A 17982-nucleotide genomic window follows, 5' to 3' on the forward strand; every position below is an offset into this window, starting at 1 on the left:
TCGTCGCCGTGCGATCTGCCGCGGCGTACCACCGCGCCCCTTCGTCGCAGGGCCAGTCACCGCTGCCTGCCCAGGTCCGCCTGGCCCGCGGAGGTCTCGGGGGTGTCGCGTCGGCGCGCGCTCCTGTGGACCAGGCCGTAGAGGTTCGTCACCCGGAGCCGTACGACCATCCGCCGGTCCCGGATCATGCGGTGGTCGAAGGCCGGCCGTTCCGCCTCGCCGTTGAACACCGTGTTCACTGCATGCAGTTCGTCTATCGCCGGCTCACCCGGCGCGGTGGCCGGGCCCAGGCTCACGGTGCCTTCCACGACGGCGAAGTTGAAGAAGTCGGGCCCGGGAACATGCAGTACCGCGCGGGGATCGCGCAGCAGGTTACGGCCCTTGGCCCGTCCCGCTGTTGTGGAGATGCGGATGGTCCGCAGGCCGTCGCCGGGGCCGTCGTCGGGGACGTAGTACACGTTCGACAGGTGCGGTCGACCATCGCGGCCGATGGTGGCGAGCACGCCCTCGCGGGCACCGACGACGATCTCCCAGAGCGCCTTCTGACCGGAGGCCCTCACGGTCGCGGTCCCTGGGTGAACCGGCGCGATCCCGCCGCTGGGTGCCGCCTGGCGGGAGCGGTGTGCGCATGCGGTCCGTCCGCCCGGCACGAGGGGGAGACGTCGCCTTCGATCCGGCCGCCCAGGGGCCCGCACCCTGCGGCCCAGCCGTTGACCAGCCATCGCGGACCGGCCGACATGGCAGCGACTCCGCCAGAACTGTTGTCCACGTGCACGGTCTCCTCCGCTCTCCGAGCGCACCACCACGAGCCGGTCCCCGCACCGGACGCCGTATTTAGTCAACTGCCTAAGTTCCGGTTTAGTCAACTGCCCAACGCGTGCAGTTCGGCCGGTCATGGACGGCTACAGTGGCCGAGTGCCTCTGCCTTGTACCTCCACCGAAACGCCTCGTCCGCAGGCGACGCCATGAGCGGTACGCGTCCGGCCGGAGCTGAGGATTCGAAGACCCGCACGGCACTGCTCGACGCGACTGTGCAGCTGATGCTGGAGTCGGGGTACGCCGCAGTCAGCACGCGCAAGGTCGCCGCGAAGGCGGGAGCCAATCCAGCGCTCGTCTACTACTACTTCCGCACGATGGACGAGCTGTTCCTGGCCGTGTTCCGGCGCGGCGCCGAGGCGAACCTCAGGCGCCTGGAGCACGCCGCGGCGGGCGACCATCCGCTGCGCGCGCTGTGGAAGGTCGTCAGCGAACCCCACGACGCCGCGCTGACCATGGAGTTCATCGCCCTCGCGAACCACCGCGAGGCTGTCCGGAGCGAACTCGTCGCCTACTCGCGCAGGTTCCGGCACATGCAGAAGGAGGCGCTCACGAGCGCCCTGCGTACCCGAGGCGTCGACACCGGCCGACTGTCCCCGGCCGCCCTGACCGTCCTGCTGGGCGGCCTGCCCCGCATCATGGCCATGGACGGTGTACTCGGCATCACCGACGGACACGACGAGGTGCTCGCACTCATCGAGGAGTACCTGCAGCGCTTCGAAGGATTCCCGCCAGGCGGTGACCACGTCCCTCCGGGTCGGCCTGTCGAGCCGCCGCCCGTCTGATCCGGCTGCCTGACGGAGCCAGGAAACGCGAACAACTGCCCTGCGGGTCACCGGCAGTGGGGCTGCCGACGCCTGTGCAGGCGTCGGCACTGGAGGCGACCCTGCGCGCCTGCAACAGGGCCGCCACGCATGCCTCCACCGTCGCTGATCGTCGGCATGGAGTCCCAGTCCCGCACCCCCGACGTGGGTGACCCGCCAGGGGCATATCGAATCTTTGATTCGGGGAAACCGGTTGAGTACCGCCTCGAGGGCGACACGTCCCTCGAGCCGGGCGAGTGCCGCGCCGAGGCGACAGTGCACGACGTGGCTGAACATGGCGTGCTGTCGTTTGGATGACGGACTCGATCAAGGCTGGCTTGGAGTCGAAGCTGTCAATCCGCTCGCGGCGTGGAGAGTTCCTGGGCTGCTTCCTGCAAGACCTGCTCGGCCCGGTACTGCCGAACGAACTGCACCGGGCTGACGAAACCGCACACGCTGTGCATTCGGCGGGTGTTGCAGAAGCCCGTGATCCACTCCGGTCGGTGCGGTGGTCCTCCTCAGGGCGCCGACGACGAAGTCGAGCGCGAGGGCGAGGACGGATCGCGTCAGTCGTAGTCCTCGATCCGCCACTCGTCGTGCCAGTCCACGAAGGCCACCTCGCCGTCGAAGCGCAGGGGCAGCCACACGTAGTCCGCGATCGAGGTGTCGGGCTCCAGCAGTTCCTTGGGGAAGGAGGCGGGGGTGGCGGCGGTGGGCTCCGGCGCTCTGGCGTAGTGCCTCTTCATTCCTTCCTGGATGCGCTGGGTCAGCTCTGGAGCCAGCCCGGGCAGCCACCGGTCGGCGAGGGCTATGTACAGATCCTTCTTGTGGGGATGCTTGAACACCTGGCTGATCTGGGAGCGGTGGGACGTGCCGAACGCGTCGTCGGGATGTGGGTCGCCCAGTACGGTCCAGGGGCCGTGGTGCGAGCGTGCGACGGCCACCTCCGAGCGGTTGGGGAAGTAGCCCGAGGTGCCCGACGTGATCAGGTAGTGCAGTCCGCCCCGGGTGAAGTGGGCGGGGGCCTCGCGGACGTACGGCGGGTGCGGGTGCGGGAAGTGTGTCGAGTAGTAGCCGGTGACGTCGGTGTAGTCGTCGGTCAGGTCGGCGCAGACCAGCTCGCTGTGGATGCGTTCGAAGTAGTAGTACGCCTTGCCGTCGGCCGGATGGACGGCAAGGTCGAAGTCACCGGCGTTCATCCCGAGCGGGCGCAGCCCGGTGCGTACGACGCGGTAGGGGCCGAGGAAGTCGTCGGCCACCAGGACCGTGCTCTCCTGGGTGTGCCCCTCGCCGGTGATCTCGCCCATGATCTTGAGCCAGCACACGTACTGCTTCGTCGACGCGTTGTAGGTGATGTGCGGCCGGTCCACCTGCTTGGCGGGGTGAAGCGGGGAGCCGGGGTCGTCCGGTTGGGGCGGGATGATCAGCCCCTTGTCCTCCCAGTTGTAGAGGTCGGTGGAGGCGTAGCAGCGGATGCCCCAGTGCCAGATGCCGCTGCCCGGCTTGGTGTTCTCCTTGTTCTCGCCGTACCAGTAGAAGGTGCCGTCGATGTGGGTGATCGATCCGCCGTGCGCCTGGATGCGGTTGCCGGAGGTGTCGTACCAGGGCTGCCCCGGGCGTATCGACGAGTGAGGTGCTGCGCTCATGAGCGGTTCCTGTTCGGGGGGTGTGCGGTGACCGGGCGAGGTGTCGTCAGGGCCAGGGCGTGAAGCCTTCGTGCTGTACGGACCAGCCGGCGGCCGGGAAACCGGGGCGGTCGGCGCCTGCTCCGTCCCAGCCGGCGGCCATGAGGGATACGGCTGCGAGCAGGGCGCCGTTGGAGGGCAGGTAGACGGGCAGGAGGCTGCCGATCTGGGGCGTGTGGCCGGTGGGAAGGTAGTGGTTCTTCGGGGTCTCCATGAGCAGTGCGTCCACTGCGAGGTCGGGTCGGCCGACGCGCGTGGCGGTCATCGCCATGACCGGGAAGTCCCAGCCCCAGGCGCTGTTCCAATCCCAGTTCTCCTGGACGTCCTGGAGGGTCGCGGTCATGACGCCGGGGTCGACGTGTGGGGTGGCCGGGAGGAATCCGAAGGCGCACAGCAGGGCGGGGTGGTCGTCACGGCGCAGGTACGGCTCGGTGGCGATGGCCGTGTACAGACCGTCGCGCCGGTGCGGGGCGGCCAGGCCGTCCTGGATCCGCTGCCACTGCTTGTCCCGTTCACGGCCGGCGCGCTCACGCCACCTCTGGGCGATCTCCAACCCCCACCACCAGTAGGCGAGTTCGAAGGTGGGGTCCTCGGTGGTCGTTGCGTCGTAGAACTCCTGAGCGGGGACCAGGGGAGCCCGCAGGTGGTAGGTGCCGTCGTGTTCCTCCACGAAGGAGGCCATGAACGCGGCGGTCTCCTCGACGAGTTCGGCGAAGCGTGGCACCAGATGCTGTCGCTCACCCTCGGGGCGACTGCGGTGCAGCAGTTCGAGGAGGTAGAGAGGATGCGGCTGCTGCCAGAGAAGGAACACCCCGATGTCCGAGGGGCTCTCCCGGCCATCGGGGCTGGTCTGTTTGGGCCAGCGTGCCCCCTCGTAGCGTTGGCGGCGGGCGGTGGCCCGGGCCTCGGGGAGGATGGACAGGTACCAGTCGAGGCTGCGTTCGAGCAGTTCCGGGCGCCCCCAGGTGGCGAAGTGGGCGGCGTGCCACCAGTGCATCTCCAGGTGGAACTTGCCGTGCCAGGAGTTGGTGATCAGCCCGGTCTCCTGCGGCGGTTGGGTGCCGGAGCAGTTGACCGCCGTGAGGTACTGCGAGAGCACGACCCGCCGCTCCAGTTCGGCGGCCCGGGGATCGGTGCTGCCGGTGAAGTCGACGGCGGCACCGGAGTTCCAGAAGTTCCGCCAGCGCGCGGCTGCGGCCTCCGCCAGCGAGGTGAAGTCCCTGTCAGCGATGTCTGGCTTGCCGTCCGGTGAGAAGGATGCGACGAGTTCGAGGATGTCCGACGTCGTGGTCAGCACGTACTCGTGGGGGTTCTCCGTCGGTCGTACGGAACCTGCCGACCAGGTCAGCCGGACCGTGTATGTGGTGTCGTCGAGGGTTCGGAGGATGACGCAGCCGTGTTCGCCGGCCTGCCGGAGGTCGGTTTGGTGGCGCTCGGGTGAGGCCCAGTCACTGGTCTGGAAGAAGCCGTCGCTCGCGTAGGGGAAGCGGATCACGATTCCGGCGAGGCCGCTGGTGAGCAGCGGGGACTCGATGCGGAAGGCGACGCGGGTGTGCTCGGGATCGGCGACGGTGGTGACCTTCACCCCGTGGCCGGCATAGGTGAACCGGCTGCTGATGGTTCCGGTCCACAGATCGAGGCTCTGGTGGGTCTCTGCCAGTGCTTCGGGTGTGGTCTCGGGCTCGGAATCGCGGGATGGGCGCAGCTGGAGTCCGATATGGCCCAGGTCGAGCCGCTGCGGGTTGACGCTCAGCCAGGCTCCGGGCCGGAAGTCCTCCGGCAGGTCGCCGCCCATCATGGCGGCGAGGCCGAACTTGTCCGGGTAACTCACGTTCCCCCGGGCCGTGTTGTGCTCGGACATGGCGTCCGCGAGGGTGTACCCCTCGGGATTGGGCATGGCGTGCCAGCCCCAGGTGGTCATCGTCGCGGTGTTCACCGCCAGGCGGCGTTCCGCCATCGCGGTGGCCTGGTCGTGGTAGGCGGGGAACGACTGCATGCCCGTGATGTCGGCGGTGTAGGCGAAGTCGCCGTTGCCGACCGTCAGCACGTGGGACGGGTCGGGCCGGTCGATCTCGACGGTGTGGCGGCGGACGAGGGATTGACGGTCGATCATTATCATCGTTCCTGGTAGGGGTCGCTCTGCGACTATGCGGGGGGCTATTCGGTCGTGACGACGACGTCCACCGGATCGCATCCCGGCGCGGTCGCGGTCAGCAGGATCTTGCCGGCAGCGGTGGGGCGCAGGACGGCCAGCGCGCGGCCCTCGTACGTACGGCGTTCCGTGGTGTCGAACCGTTCCTCGGTCGACGGGGCGGCGCTGCCGAACCCGATCAGCTCCCCGGCACCGGAGACCTCGACGCTCACCAGGCGGTCGGCGGCGGTGTGGCAGGTGCCGTCCGCGTCGGTCAGGGTCAGGGTGACGTAGGCCAGGTCGCCGCCCGTCGTCCGGACAACCCGGCGATCGGCTTCGGCGGTCAGCCGGACGGGGCCGTTGGCCCACCGCAGGCTGGTGCGGCTGGTCTCGACGCCGTCCCGGTAGGCGACGGCGACCAGTTCTCCGGGTACGTAGACGATCTCGAACTCGGCGCGGAAGCGGTGCTCGGCGCCCACCGGCCGTCGCCCGAAGGAGTTGCCGTTGCCGATGAGTTCGACCTCGTCGGCATCGCTGTAGACCTCGACGGTGATCGGCTTGCCCTCCCAGCCGGGCCAGGTCCAGCTGGCGATGCTGTCGCTCCAGGCCCAGGGGCTGCCGATGGGAGTCAGAGCGTGCCTCTCGGGTCGCTGGACGGCGATGTAGGGGGCGGTGCGCAGGCCGAAGACGATCTCGCGGTAGTAGGAGGCGGGGCGCCGGTGGCCGGTGATGTCGATGTCGCCGCAGCCCGCGAGGAGGTGGGGGAAGGGAGCGGTGTGGACGGGCCGGGGGTGCTCGGGGGTCGCGTACTGGGGGCGGCCTATGCCGACCTCGCCGAGGTAGTCCCAGCCGGTCCAGGTGAAGTCGCCGATGACGTGGCTGTACTGCTCCACCAGCTGCCAGTTGCGGTCGATGCGGGTGGGGAAGGTCTCGGTGCCCAGGATGACCCGGTTCGGGAAGAGCTCATGGTCGAGGGCGTAGCGGCTGTCGGCGTAGTTCATGCCGGCGACGTCGAGGACGCTGAAGGTCTCGGCGGTGCGCCGGGTGACCAGGTCGGAGGCGCTGACGGCGTTCAGCATGTCGCTCGCGTCGGCCATCTGGGAGTTGACGCCCGCGCCGCTCTCGGCCGCCTGCTGCTGCACCTGCTCCGGCTTCTGGCGCAGGGCGGCGAGGTCGGACATGACGGCCAGGAAGCCGTTGACGGCGTTGGTGACGTAGCGGTCGCTGTCGAGCGAGCGGATCTTCTCGGCCAGCTTGCGTCCCCAGGCGGCGCCGAAGGGAGAGCCCGTCTCGGGGATCTCGTTGCCGATCGAGTACATGATGACGCTGGGGTGGTTGTAATCCTTGGCGACCATCGCCTCCAGGTCGCGCTCCCACCACTCGGGAAAGTGCAGGCTGTAGTCGAAGCCGCTCTTGGCGGACGTCCACACGTCGAAGGTCTCGTCGACGACGAGCATGCCGTGCCGGTCGCAGGCGTCCAACATGGCCTTGCTCATCGGCTGATGGGAGATGCGGACGGCGTTGAAGCCGGCCTCCTTGAGGAGTTCTACCCGTCGTTCCTCGGCGCGGGCGTAAGTGGCGGCGCCGAGAGGGCCGTTGTCGTGGTGGACGCACGCGCCCCGCAACTTGACACCGCGGCCGTTGATGCGCAGGCCCCGCTCGGGGTCGAGCTGCAGCGAGCGGATACCGAAGTCCGCGCCCTCGCTGTCCACCAGCTCGTCGGCGTCGCTCAGGGTGACCCGGCAGCCGTACAGATGCGGACTGTCGACGTCCCACAGGCGTGCCTCGCGCAGGTAGAGGCGCGAGCGGACGATCGACTCCTCGCCAGGCAGCACGGTGACCTTGGTGGTGTCGGCCGCCACGACATCCCCTGTGGCGTCGTGGACGTTCACGCCGAGGTCGAGGGTGCGCAGGGCGATCGAGTCGTTGCGCAGCCGGGTCGCGACCTCGACCACCGCCCGGTCGTCCTCGACGTCCAGCGTGGTGACCCGTACTCCGTCCGGGACGATGCGCACCACGTCGCCGGTCAGCATCCAGGTGTCTCGGTAGATGCCGGCCCCGGTGTACCAGCGGGAGTCCTGGTGGGCGCGTGCCTCCACGCGGATCTCGTTGTCCTGGCCGTAGCGCAGGTAGGGGTCGGCGTCGATGTGGAAGTGGGAGTAGCCGTAGGGGCGTTGGCCGGCGTAGTCGCCGTTGATGTGGACGGTGGCGTCGCGGTAGACGCCCTCGAACTCGAAGAGGACGCGCTTGCCCCGCAGTTCCTCCGGTACGAAGAACGTCTTGCGGTACTCGAAGACGCCGCCGGGGAAGTAGGCGCCCGCGCCGCCCTCCATGGTCACGTCGCCCTCTGGTGGGATGCGGTCCTGGCCGATCATCGCGTCGTGCGGCAGGGTGACGGACTGGAACGGGGCGACGGGGCCGGACAGTTCGGCGAAGGGATTCACCTTGCGCCGGGTCTGCCAGTCGTCGTTGAAGGAGGTGCGGAGCATTTCCTGCCTCGTCTGTCGTACGTGGCCGGTCCCGGGGCGGGGGCCGACCGCGGGCGGAAGCCGGTTCATGGGTGGGTGGTTCAGGCCGCCTGGCCTGCCTCCACGGTGTGGATGCGGCGGGCCTTCGGGATCGCGGCCACCAGCAGGGCACCCAGAGCGCACGCTCCGGCGACGAGCAGGAACCCGTTCGCGAACCCGCCGTCCAGGTAGAACTGCGTGCCCCTCATGACCGTGCCGTCCTGGGCCAACACCGTGAACACCAGTTGGCTGACGATCACCTGGATGACGCTCTGGATCAGCCACTGGGAGCCGTTGGCCAGGGCCTGCTCCTCGGGTGCCACTGACTGGATGACCATGATCGGCAGTACGGAGACGACGAGCCCCATGCCCGGACCGGCGATCAGGCCCATCAGCACGAAGTGCCATATCTCTGTGTGGAGTTGGGCGGCGACGGCGAAACCGGCGGTGGTCAGGAGGCCGCCGGTGGCGAGCAGGACGCGCGTGTCGAAGCGTCCGGCGAGCTTTCCGGCGAAGACTGCCACCACGATCACCAGAACACTGATCGGAGACGAGACCACCGCGCTCTTGGTGACCGACCAGCCCAGTCCGTCGGACACCGTCGGGATGTGGGGCATGAGGGTGAGGAACATGGTGACGGTGCCCACCGCATACGTGGCGCCGGCGCCGACCGAGGTGGCCAGGAAGACGCTCCACACCCGGCGCCGCTTGATCAGCGACAGCGGGAGCAGGGGATCGGCGGCGCGGGACTCGAAGGGAAGGAACAGCAGCACCGCGAGCGCGCCCAAGCCGATCCAGGCCAGGGTCCTGCCGCTCGTCCAGCCCCAGTGCGAACCCTCACCGATGCCGTAGACGATGGCGCTGAGACCGCCGCCGAGCAGCAGCCCGCCGATCCAGTCCATCCGGCGTGCCGCCTCCCGCACCGGGCTCTCGGGGACGCAGAGCAGTTGGAGCAGCAGGCACACCGTGGTGGAGACGGCGAGGAACCACAGTGCGCCCCGGAAGCCGTGGTGGTCGATCAGCCAGGCCGACAGGAACGGACCGCCCAGTCCTACCAGGCCGATACTGGCCGCCATCACTCCGCTGGCCGTACCGACCAGTCGCTGCGGGAAGATGTCGCGGGCCATGGCGTAGGCGATGAACACGGTGGCCCCGTAGGCGCCGGCGATGACTCGCCCGGTCAACAGCGTCGAGTAGTCGGTGGCGAGGGCCGCGATCACGTCGCCGAGCAGGCCGATCGCCGTGGCGACGACCATGACGCGCTTCTTGCCGTACATGGCGGCGGCCTTCATGGCGAACGGCGTCAGGAACGTACCCAGGAGCGCGCCCCCGAGGGTGAACCACGCGATCTGCGTGGTGCGGAAGTGGACCGCCACCTCGGCCTGGGAGTTGCCTCCGAGGAGACCCGCGATGGGGTTCAGCGCGACGGTCCACAGCAGGGCGACCAGGGCGAGGAGATGCCGCGAGGAGAACCTGGCCTCCTCGGCTTGCGCGTCTGGGACGGTCTCGGTGGATGACATGGGTCGCCTTTCGGACGGAGCGGGTGGTGATCTGGCGGACAACAAATTACTGAAACGTTTCAATCGAGCGGGTGTGGGGGTCTCTCGCGCGTTCGGCAAGCGGGGACTGGCTGCGGGGCGATGAGGGTGGAGGGTCCGGCCGGGTCGGCTGTCCGGCGATGTCGTGATGCTCAGGATTCGAATGCTTTCCGCCGGTGATGCGCGTCAGTGACGCGCGTCAGTAGAAAACATCAGCCGTGCCGCGACAGCAAGACGCGCCGCAATAACGAATTGATAACGCGCGAGGCGGGATGGCCTGGCAGGGCTCAGGCGGAGAGGCGCTCGATCAGACGCAGGCCGGCTCCGGGGCCCGGCAGGGGCGCGTTCCGCCCCGCGAGGCCGGCCACCACGGCTTCGGCCCGGTGCCTGCCGGCTTCGTGGAGGTCGAAGTAGACCGTGGAGAGCGGGGGAGCCGCGAAGCGCGCCATGGGGATGTCGTCTGCGCCGACGACGGCGAGGTCGTCCGGAGCGGTCAGCTCCAGGTGCCGCATGGCGGCGAGCAGCGCGATCGCGTGCTCGTCGTTGAACGCGCACACGCCAGTGACTCCTTCGTCCGTCCACTGCTTGAGCACGTGGGTCAGGGCGGCGATCTCGAGGTCGGCGGCGCCGAGGGCGAGCGGCGGTGCCAGGCCGGCGTCCCTACAGGCGTCGGTCACCCCCTGCAACCGTTCCTCGCCCATCCGGAGGAACCGCGCAGGCGAGGGCAGCAGATATCCGATCCGGCGGTGACCGCGGCCGATCAGGTGCTCGGCCTGCATGCGCCCCAGGGGCGGCATGGCGGAGAGATGGGTGTCGGCCGCGGGCAGGACGACGCTTACGCCGAGCCGGTGCAGGGCCTGGACGGTGGCCTCGTCGAACCCCTCGAAACCCAGAACGGCTGACGCGCCCACGGTGGCGCACACATCCGGCAGCGACCTTCCGCGAGCGGCCATCAGATGGGTCACCAGGGTCAGGCCGTGTTCCGCGAGGGAAACGGTCAGTTCCTCCACGAAGCGGCTGATGCTGGGGCCGATGGGCAGGTCGGGAATGGAGAGCAGCACGATGTCGCTGCGGCCGGCCGCCAGCGCTCGGGCGGAAGCGTGGGGCCGGTACTGCAAGCGCGCGGCGGCGTCCAGAACGCGCCGCCGCGTCTCTTCGGGGATAGCCTGCCCCGGCCGGTTGTTGAGCACATAGCTGACGGTCGTGCGCGAGACGCCGGCCGCCTGGGCGACGTCGGCGCTCGTGCTCCGCTTCACGGGACGCTTCATGACCCTCTGATCGTCCGAGCCGTCGGCGCGGCAGGCCCCGCGGCTCAACCGCCGTGCCCGGCCCTGCCACCTGCCGCGGGCGTCAGCAGGCAACCCGATGATACGCGTCCCGCCGATCAGTCACTGACGCGCGTCAGCCCAAGGGATGGCGGCTCCTTCACCGTCGGCCGGCGGGGCGCGCCGTCACTCGCCGGCACGGCTGCGTTCCATCAGGCGTCGCGGCGTGTCGTCCAGGGCGGACCATCGTCCTCACCGGCGGCAGCGAAGCGCTCGTCACTCCGCTGATCATGGCGGGGTTTTCCAGGAGGGGCGCTCTCCGGACGCGGTGACGACCCGCAGGGCGCCTCCCGGCCCTTCGACGTCGGCCGCGACGGCTTCGTCGTCGGCGACGGGGCCGGTCTGCTCGTTCTGGAGCGGACCGAAGACGAGAGGGCCCGTGGTGCGCGGATCCGGGCCCGGATCACGGGGCACGGCAGCAGCGCCGACGCCCACCACATCACCTCCCCGCACCCCGAGGGACAAGGCCTGGAACAGGCGATCCGCCAGGCCCTCGCCGAAACGGGCGGCACGGTCCGGGACGTGGCCCACGTCTACGCCCATGGCACCTCCACTCCGATGAACGACCTGGTCGAGGCCCGCACTCTGCGCCGGGCCGGGTTCTGCCCGACGGTCCATGCGTCAGCTCCACCAAGGGGGCACGGGTCACCTCCTCGGTGCCGCCGGAGCTGTCGAGGCCGCCTACACCGTGCTTGCCGTCGAGCATGGCGTCATTCCATCCACAGCCAACCTCACCACCCCCGACCCGGAGATCGACGTCACCACAACCATGGTCGAGGCCCGCCGCAGCATCGGCCTGGCCCTCAGCAACTCCATGGGATTCGGTGACCAGGACACCGTGCTGGCGGTGAGCCCCGCATGGCCGGGAGCGGGAGGTGTATTCCGGCGGGGCTATCGTATCCGCTAACATAGAACAATTAGATAGATAAATGGCCTAGCGCTGTCGAGGAGTGGCCGTGGACTTCGGGCTGACCGACGAGCAGGATCTGTTGCGCGCGACGGCACGGCAGTTCGTGGCCGACGTGTGCCCGGCCGAGAGGGCCAAGCAGTGGGACGAGCAGGGTGTCGTGCCACCCGAGTTGTTCCGCGGAATGGCCGATCTGGGGTGGTTCTCCCTCCCGTTCAGCGAGGAGGAGGGCGGTGACGGCGGTGGCCCGTTCGAACTCATACTGATCGCCGAGGAGTTGGGCCGGGCCAGTTTCGACGTCGCCATGTGCTACATCGGCGTGCTCATCCCGGGGATCACCGTGTTCCGGTGGGGCAGCGAGACGCAGCGCGACTTCATCCGTGAGCAGGTGATGACGGGACGCCACCGCCTCGCCGTCGGCCTCAGTGAACCGGACAGCGGGTCCGATGCCGCCGCCCTGCGCACCACCGCCGAGGACCGCGGCGACCAGTTCCTCGTCCGCGGCCAGAAGGCGTGGTGCACCGGGGGCGGTCTGCCCGACACGACCATCGCGACCTACGTGCGTACCGGGCCCCGCGAGCCCAAGCACGGCGGCATCAGTCTGCTGCTGGTCGACCCCGCGACGGACGGCGTCGAGGTGCGCCGGACGCCGACACTGGCCCGGCACATCCTCGGCACCAACGAGGTCTTCTTCAACGACGTCCTGGTCCCGAAGGAGAACCTGGTAGGCCCGCGCGACGAGGGCTGGAAGGTCATGCTCTCCAACATCGAACTGGAGAAGGTGATCATCACCGGGGGGTATCTGGGCGCCGCGCAGGCCACGCTGGACGAGATGCTGGAGTACTCCCGTACCCGGCACGCCTTCGGCCGTCCGATCGGGAACTTCCAGGCCCTCGCCCACGCCATGGCCGACCTGCAGACCGAGATCGACTCCGCCCGGCTGCTCGCGTACCGGGCGGCCTGGCTGCTCGCCCAGGGCAAGCCGTGCACGCGGGAGGGCTCGATGGCCAAGCTCAAGGGGTCGGAGACGTACGTGGCGGCGGCCCGGCTCGGGATGCAGGTCTGTGCCGGGCACGGTTTCTCGACGGAGAGCGTGATGAGCTTCCGTTACCGGGAGTCGATCGTGGCGACAATCTCCGGGGGTACCAGTCAGATCCAGCGCAACGGGATCGCCCGCAGCATGGGGCTCCGGTCCTACTGACCCACGCCCTTGGCCTCCTGGTCGGCCAGCCACGCCTCGTGCCGTGCGAAGTGGCCCTGGTCGCGGGTCACCCAGATCCCGGAGGCCCGGGCCAGCACAGCGCGAGTGGGCAGCAGCACCATCTCGCCCGCGATGTACCAGCGCCGGCCCTCCCGGCGCTCGACCCACGCCCGGACCTCCAGCGGCCGTTCCACCGGCACCGGCTTCACGAAGCTCACGCTCAGTTCCGCCGTGACGCTCAACACCCGGTTCAACAGCGGGAGATGACCGAGGCAGTCGTCCAGTACGGCCGCCGTCCAACCTCCGTGCGCGACATGGGGCCCGCCCTCCTGGTCGCGAGGGCAGGCGAGTTCGAACAGCGCCACGCCGTCCTCGTCGAGCCGTTCGCCGGCCACACCCAGCCGACAGGAACCCGCGACGCGGCACGCGCCGCACAGCGCCACACCGCCGGGAGTGCGGGGCGGATCCTGGAAGTCAGGGTCCGCCCGGTCTTTGGTCGGCGTCGTGGCCCTCGCATCCCCGGGGAGGGAATCGGCTCTCGTGGACATACGGCAATCTCCTCGGATCAGACGTCGGCAAGCAGCGGGCGCAGCTTCCCGGCGATGAGCTGGACCTGGCGGGCCACCATGTCCTCGGGCATCCCGGCCAGCGAGGCCCACAGGAACACCCCTTCGACCGGCAACCCCGCCACGTACGCCCTGACGGCCTCGGCGATGTCCTGCGGGGTGCCGTACAGGAACTGACCGACGCCGGTCGCCCGCAGCCCCGTCTCCCGCCATTTCTCGGGATCGATGGGGCGCGGGGCGGGCTGGTCGGTGCCCTCGACCATGTACCGGCGATAGCTGTCCCACTGGTACGTCAGATGCTTGCGCACCAGCGGCCAGTCACCGTCGGGGTCCTCGGTGACGAACGTGGTGAACGAGCCCTGCATTCGCGCCGCCGACACGTCGTGGCCGCCCTCTGCCAGCCCGTCCCGGTAGGGCGTCAGCAGCGCAGGGTTGAGCGACAGCAGTCCTGTGCCCAGCCGTCCGGCCCGCCGTGCGCCCTGCGGGCCCTGGTAGCCGAGCCAGATCGGCAGCGGGTCCTGGACCGGACCGGGGGTGACCAGGGATTCGGACCACAGCCCGCGGATCTCCCGCACCCGCTGGTCCGTCGTGGAATAGCGCTTGGCGAGATCGGCGCCGTAGAGCCGGTACTCGGGGACGCGGTAGCCGGTACCGAGCCCGAGATCCAGACGGCCGTCGCTGATGATGTCGACGATCGCGGCCTGTTCGGCGATCTCGGGGGCCGCGTGCAGGGGTGCGGGGATGACCGCGGTGCCCAGCCGGACCCGGCGCGTGCGGGCCGCGGCCGCGGCGGCCATGGTGAGCGGCTGCGGGAGGTATCCGTCCTCGAAGCCGTGGTGTTCGGAGAACCAGATCGAGTCGAGCCCGAGCCGGTCCGCCTCCTCGCACATCTCCAGGGCGAATCCGTAGACGCGTGACCAACTCTGCTTCCAGGGCGGGGGATTGCGCATGTCGAAGTAGATGCCGACCTTCATGAGGGGCCACCTCTCCTTGTGTCGTCGGCGAGTCGGATCGTGACGTGGGCGACGGCAATGCCGTCCCCGGGCGGCAGCAGTCGTACGGGCCGCAGCTCCATCGACTCGATCTCGGGCAGGTCCTCGACCATCGCGGAGATCCGCAGGACGGTCTCCTCGAGAGCGGCCAGATCCACGCCCCGGCCACCCACCCGGCCGTCCAGCAGCGGGGCCGCCCGCAGCGAGCGGACCATCTCCCGGGCGTCACGGTCGCTGAGCGGGGTGACCCGGTGGGCGACGTCGGACATGAGATCGGCGTAGTCCCCGGTGAGTCCGAACGCGATCACCGGGCCGAAGACCGGGTCCGCACGGACGGAGAGGAACGCGTCCGGGCCCGGAGAGCCCGTGTCTCGTACGGAGATGCCGTAAGAGTCCAGCAACTCGGCGGCGATCCGCGCCGGCACGGCTCCGGGAGCGCACCCGGAGACCAGCGAGCGGGCCCGCTCCGCGTCGACCCCCGGCAGGTCCGGTACGACGCCCGCGGGGGTGCCGCGCCACGCCTGGTATGCGGCCGCGTGACCGAGCGAGGCCGCCGCGGACTCGGGGAACGCGTAGGTCGGGACGACGAGTTCGCCCCGGTGCAGGAGATCGGCGACGCCCGCGCCGCCCAGGAAACTCGCCACCACCGGCTTCCCGGGCGCGGCCTCGGCCGCATCGAGGATCGCCGCCGCCACTTCGTCGGGCTTGTCCGCCAGCGGGGGCATGAAGAGGACCACGGCGGCGTCGATGCCGTCGTCGGCCAGCACGGCGTCCAGTGCCTGCCGGTACTGCGCGGCGGTGGCCATGGGCGTGAGGTCGATCGGGTTGGCGACGTCCACGCGGGGCGGGAGAGCCGTACGAAGGGTGTTCCGTAGGTGCTCACCGAGTTCGGGCACCCGCAGTCCGCTCGCCTCGCACGCACCGACGGTCAGCGCGGCGGGCCCGCCCGCGTTGGTGATCACGGCGACCCGGTCGCCCGGCGGGGGCGGCTGATGCGCGAGCAGGAGCGCGACGTCGAAGAGTTCCTGGAGGCTGCGGGTACGGATGACGCCGGACTGGGCGAAGAGCGAGTCGACCGCCGAATCCGCGTGCCCCGGATGCACCGCGACGATCGGCTTGCGTGGTGCGACCCGGCGCGCGACACGGGCGAACCGGCGGGGATTGCCGAAGGTCTCGACGTGCAGCAGGATCACCGAGGTCTCGGGATCCTCCTCCCACCACTGGAGCAGGTCGTTGGTGGAGACGTCCACGGCGTGGCCCACCGACACGAATCCGGAGAAGCCGAGCCGCAGCCGCCGGGCGAAGTCGAGCACCGCGAGGCCGAGCGGCCCGGACTGGCTGGACATCGCCACCCGGCCCGGAGTCGGCAGCGCAGGCGAGAAGGTCGCGGCCAGCCGGGCCGCGGGTGTCGTGTTGACCACGCCCATGCAGTTCGGGCCCACCAGCCGCATCCCGGAGGCGCGGGCGAAGCGGGCCAGTTCCAGCTCGGTCTCCCGACCGGCCGCCCCGGTCTCCCCGAAGCCGGTGGAGACGACGACAACCGCTTTGACCCCGGCCTCGGCACACTCCCGTACGGTCTCGGGCACCGCCTCGGCCCGCACGGCGATCAGCGCCAGATCCGGCACCTCGGGCAGCTCCCGCACGCCCGGGTACGCCCGAGCCCCGGCGATCCGCTCGGCCCGCGGATTGACCGGGAACACGGGGCCGCGGAAACCGCCCCGCAGTAGGTTGGCGACGATCTCGTGCCCGATCGTGAGAGGGCTCCGGTTCGCCCCGATCACCGCGACCGAGCGAGGTTCGAGCAGCGGTCGCAGGGAGCGCCGTACGGCCGTGTGCTCGCGGCGTTCGGCGCGGGCGACGGCCTGGGCCTGGGGATCGATCGCGATCTCGAAGTGGACGATCTGGCCGGGTGGTCCGGCCTCGACGCGGTAGCCCGAGCCGAGGAACACGTTGATCATGCGGGAGTTGTCGGCGAGGACATCGGCCTCCAGGACCCGGATGCCCCGGGCCCGCGCGGCGCCGGCGATCTGCTCCAGAAGCAGCCTGCCGAAGCCCTCGCTCTGGTGGTCGTCGCGGATGGTGAAGGTGACCTCCGCGTGCTCTGGTTCCACGGGATCACGGACATAGCGCACCAGGCCCGCGATCTCGTCGCCGGCCAGGGCGACGAGTGCCAGTTCGTTGAGGTAGTCCACGTGGGCGCCGCGGCGGATCACGTCGTCGCGGGCGCGGACCACGGGGCCGAGCGAGCGATAGGCCAGGGTCGCCCGGGACAGCCCGCCGACGAACGCGACCAGGCGGTCGGCGTCCTCCGGCCGGACGGGCCGGACGAAGGTCGACCGGCCCGTCCTGACCAGTCCGGGCTGTTCCAGGTCCTCGGGGTACGGGGGAGAGGTCGCGGGTGTCCCGCCGCCGGCGCTGCTCAGACGGCCGCCTCCTGGGGAGTCTGCTCGGGCAGGCGGAACAGTTCGTCGAAGGTGCCGCGGGTGACGCGCTCGCGGATGTCCGCGGGCACGCCGTCGAACAACTCGCGCAGCGTGGACTGGGTGTGGCCGTACGTTCCTTCCAGGTGGGGGTAGTCGTCGCCCCACATGACGTTGCGGTAGCCCGTCGACTCGACGATTTCCACCGAGCTCTTGTCGTGCTGGAAGGACGCGTACACCTGCTGCCTGATGATCTCGCTGGGCAGTCGGCTGAGCTTCGGCCGGACGAACATGCCGTGCTGACGGTAGGCCTCGTCCATCCGGTCGCCGATGGCCGGCACCCATCCCGCGCCGCCCTCCGCGATCAGGATCTTCAGGTCGGGGTGACGGTCCAGGGCACCGCCCGCGACCATGTGGGACACGACACGCATGCCCGGGTAGGTCGTCTCCATGTAGTTGACGACAGCGCCGCCGGGCCCGCGGAAGACGACGTTCTCGCCGCCCGTGCCGATGTGGAAGCCCAGTACCAGACCGGCCCGCTCGGCCGCGGTCCACAGCGGCTCCCAGCGATCGAGCGCGTACTCCTCGCCGGGCCGCGTCTGACAAGGCAGGAACACCGACTGGAAGCCCATCTCCGCCACCCGCTCCACCTCGGCGACCGCGTCGTCGACGTCGGCCGTGGAGACGCAGGCGGGTGTGATGACGCGCTGGTTGCGGCCGAGGATGTCGGAGTGCGCCCAGTCGTTCCAGGCCCGCACGGTCTCCCGGGCGAGTTCCCGGTCGGTGATCGACACCAGCCAGAACCCCATGGAGGGGAAGGCCAGTTGACCCCAGACGCCCTCCTGGTCCAGGTCCTTCAGCCGGACGTCGAGATCCCGGGCGCCCGGCGGCCGCATGGCGTCCATGAAGTCGTTGAGCTGGCGGTCTATGCGCTCGCCGTCGATGTACAGCACCTCGTACTTGTCGCCGCGCTCACTGCGCGGCGCCCGGTCGGCCAGGCGTGGCGGCAGCGCCCGGATCCACAGGTCGTCGGGTTCCATCACATGGGAGTCCCCGGAGTTGACCCAGATCTTCGTCATGGCGCTCCTTCG

Annotated in this window: 13 protein-coding genes and 1 pseudogene; 4 read left to right on the forward strand and 10 right to left on the reverse strand. The window is 69.9% G+C overall.

Annotated elements, in window-relative coordinates; all coding sequences use genetic code 11:
* Positions 1-56: 56 nt before the first annotated feature.
* Positions 57-560 carry a PPOX class F420-dependent oxidoreductase gene (locus ACZ7M3_RS05115; protein ID WP_472060833.1) on the reverse strand — a complete coding sequence of 168 codons (504 nt, stop codon included), beginning with the start codon at positions 558-560 and terminating at the stop codon, positions 57-59.
* 405 nt (positions 561-965) lie between these two features.
* Between ACZ7M3_RS05115 and ACZ7M3_RS05120 the strand changes: the two genes are divergently transcribed.
* The gene (locus ACZ7M3_RS05120) at positions 966-1601 is read left to right on the forward strand and encodes a TetR/AcrR family transcriptional regulator (protein ID WP_472060835.1); all 636 of its coding nucleotides are present in this window, start codon (positions 966-968) and stop codon (positions 1599-1601) included.
* 584 nt (positions 1602-2185) lie between these two features.
* On the opposite strand, the gene ACZ7M3_RS05125 is transcribed toward ACZ7M3_RS05120, so the two are convergent.
* From ACZ7M3_RS05125 to ACZ7M3_RS05145, 5 genes are all read right to left on the reverse strand, one after another.
* Positions 2186-3265, reverse strand: coding sequence for a family 43 glycosylhydrolase (locus ACZ7M3_RS05125; protein ID WP_472060837.1), 1080 nt, complete (start codon positions 3263-3265; stop codon positions 2186-2188).
* 46 nt (positions 3266-3311) lie between these two features.
* Positions 3312-5417, reverse strand: coding sequence for a hypothetical protein (locus ACZ7M3_RS05130; RefSeq protein ID WP_472060839.1), 2106 nt, complete (start codon positions 5415-5417; stop codon positions 3312-3314).
* Between the two features lie 44 nt (positions 5418-5461).
* On the reverse strand, positions 5462-7924 hold the full coding sequence (locus ACZ7M3_RS05135) for a glycoside hydrolase family 2 TIM barrel-domain containing protein (RefSeq protein WP_472060841.1): 2463 nt from the start codon (positions 7922-7924) through the stop codon (positions 5462-5464).
* 80 nt (positions 7925-8004) lie between these two features.
* Positions 8005-9462 (reverse strand): MFS transporter, encoded by a 1458-nt coding sequence (locus tag ACZ7M3_RS05140; RefSeq protein ID WP_472060843.1) that lies wholly within the window; start codon positions 9460-9462, stop codon positions 8005-8007.
* 305 nt (positions 9463-9767) lie between these two features.
* Positions 9768-10748, reverse strand: coding sequence for a LacI family DNA-binding transcriptional regulator (locus ACZ7M3_RS05145; RefSeq protein WP_355312101.1), 981 nt, complete (start codon positions 10746-10748; stop codon positions 9768-9770).
* A gap of 369 nt (positions 10749-11117) precedes the next feature.
* On the opposite strand from ACZ7M3_RS05145, the pseudogene ACZ7M3_RS05150 reads away from it, so the two are divergent.
* The 3 genes and pseudogenes from ACZ7M3_RS05150 to ACZ7M3_RS05160 form a co-directional block, all read left to right on the forward strand.
* Positions 11118-11342, forward strand: a pseudogene (locus ACZ7M3_RS05150) (3-oxoacyl-ACP synthase); the annotation flags it as partial.
* 79 nt (positions 11343-11421) lie between these two features.
* Complete coding sequence (locus tag ACZ7M3_RS05155) at positions 11422-11712, forward strand: hypothetical protein (RefSeq protein WP_472060845.1); 291 nt, start codon at positions 11422-11424, stop codon at positions 11710-11712.
* Positions 11713-11761: 49 nt separating this feature from the next.
* The gene (locus tag ACZ7M3_RS05160) at positions 11762-12913 is read left to right on the forward strand and encodes an acyl-CoA dehydrogenase family protein (protein ID WP_472060847.1); all 1152 of its coding nucleotides are present in this window, start codon (positions 11762-11764) and stop codon (positions 12911-12913) included.
* On the opposite strand, the gene ACZ7M3_RS05165 is transcribed toward ACZ7M3_RS05160, so the two are convergent.
* The 4 genes from ACZ7M3_RS05165 to ACZ7M3_RS05180 are packed head-to-tail and all read right to left on the reverse strand — an operon-like array spanning position 12907 to position 17970.
* Entirely contained in the window at positions 12907-13461 is a 555-nt protein-coding gene (locus tag ACZ7M3_RS05165) for a PaaI family thioesterase (RefSeq protein ID WP_472060849.1), read from the reverse strand. The genes ACZ7M3_RS05160 and ACZ7M3_RS05165 overlap by 7 nt on opposite strands.
* A gap of 17 nt (positions 13462-13478) precedes the next feature.
* Complete coding sequence (locus ACZ7M3_RS05170; RefSeq protein WP_472060851.1) at positions 13479-14453, reverse strand: LLM class flavin-dependent oxidoreductase; 975 nt, start codon at positions 14451-14453, stop codon at positions 13479-13481.
* Positions 14450-16894: a bifunctional acetate--CoA ligase family protein/GNAT family N-acetyltransferase gene (locus tag ACZ7M3_RS05175; protein ID WP_472061045.1), complete on the reverse strand. Its 2445-nt coding sequence runs from the start codon at positions 16892-16894 to the stop codon at positions 14450-14452. Before ACZ7M3_RS05175 ends, ACZ7M3_RS05170 begins: the two co-directional genes overlap by 4 nt.
* A complete protein-coding gene (locus ACZ7M3_RS05180) occupies positions 16891-17970 on the reverse strand; it encodes an amidohydrolase family protein (RefSeq protein WP_472060853.1) in 1080 nt (359 codons plus the stop codon). The genes ACZ7M3_RS05175 and ACZ7M3_RS05180 overlap by 4 nt, the downstream gene beginning before the upstream one ends.
* Between the last annotated feature and the right edge of the window lie 12 nt (positions 17971-17982).

Source organism: Streptomyces sp. NPDC111656 (assembly GCF_055656965.1).

What these genes read in the sequence shown, in the direction of transcription:
- ACZ7M3_RS05135 (WP_472060841.1), bottom strand. Translation starts at nt 7,924, where the DNA reads ATGCTCCGCACCTCCTTCAACGACGACTGGCAGACCCGGCGCAAGGTG.
- ACZ7M3_RS05180 (WP_472060853.1), bottom strand. Translation starts at nt 17,970, where the DNA reads ATGACGAAGATCTGGGTCAACTCCGGGGACTCCCATGTGATGGAACCC.
- ACZ7M3_RS05145 (WP_355312101.1), bottom strand. Translation starts at nt 10,748, where the DNA reads ATGAAGCGTCCCGTGAAGCGGAGCACGAGCGCCGACGTCGCCCAGGCG.
- ACZ7M3_RS05165 (WP_472060849.1), bottom strand. Translation starts at nt 13,461, where the DNA reads ATGTCCACGAGAGCCGATTCCCTCCCCGGGGATGCGAGGGCCACGACG.
- ACZ7M3_RS05155 (WP_472060845.1), top strand. Translation starts at nt 11,422, where the DNA reads ATGCGTCAGCTCCACCAAGGGGGCACGGGTCACCTCCTCGGTGCCGCC.
- ACZ7M3_RS05140 (WP_472060843.1), bottom strand. Translation starts at nt 9,462, where the DNA reads ATGTCATCCACCGAGACCGTCCCAGACGCGCAAGCCGAGGAGGCCAGG.
- ACZ7M3_RS05170 (WP_472060851.1), bottom strand. Translation starts at nt 14,453, where the DNA reads ATGAAGGTCGGCATCTACTTCGACATGCGCAATCCCCCGCCCTGGAAG.
- ACZ7M3_RS05130 (WP_472060839.1), bottom strand. Translation starts at nt 5,417, where the DNA reads ATGATCGACCGTCAATCCCTCGTCCGCCGCCACACCGTCGAGATCGAC.
- ACZ7M3_RS05125 (WP_472060837.1), bottom strand. Translation starts at nt 3,265, where the DNA reads ATGAGCGCAGCACCTCACTCGTCGATACGCCCGGGGCAGCCCTGGTAC.
- ACZ7M3_RS05120 (WP_472060835.1), top strand. Translation starts at nt 966, where the DNA reads ATGAGCGGTACGCGTCCGGCCGGAGCTGAGGATTCGAAGACCCGCACG.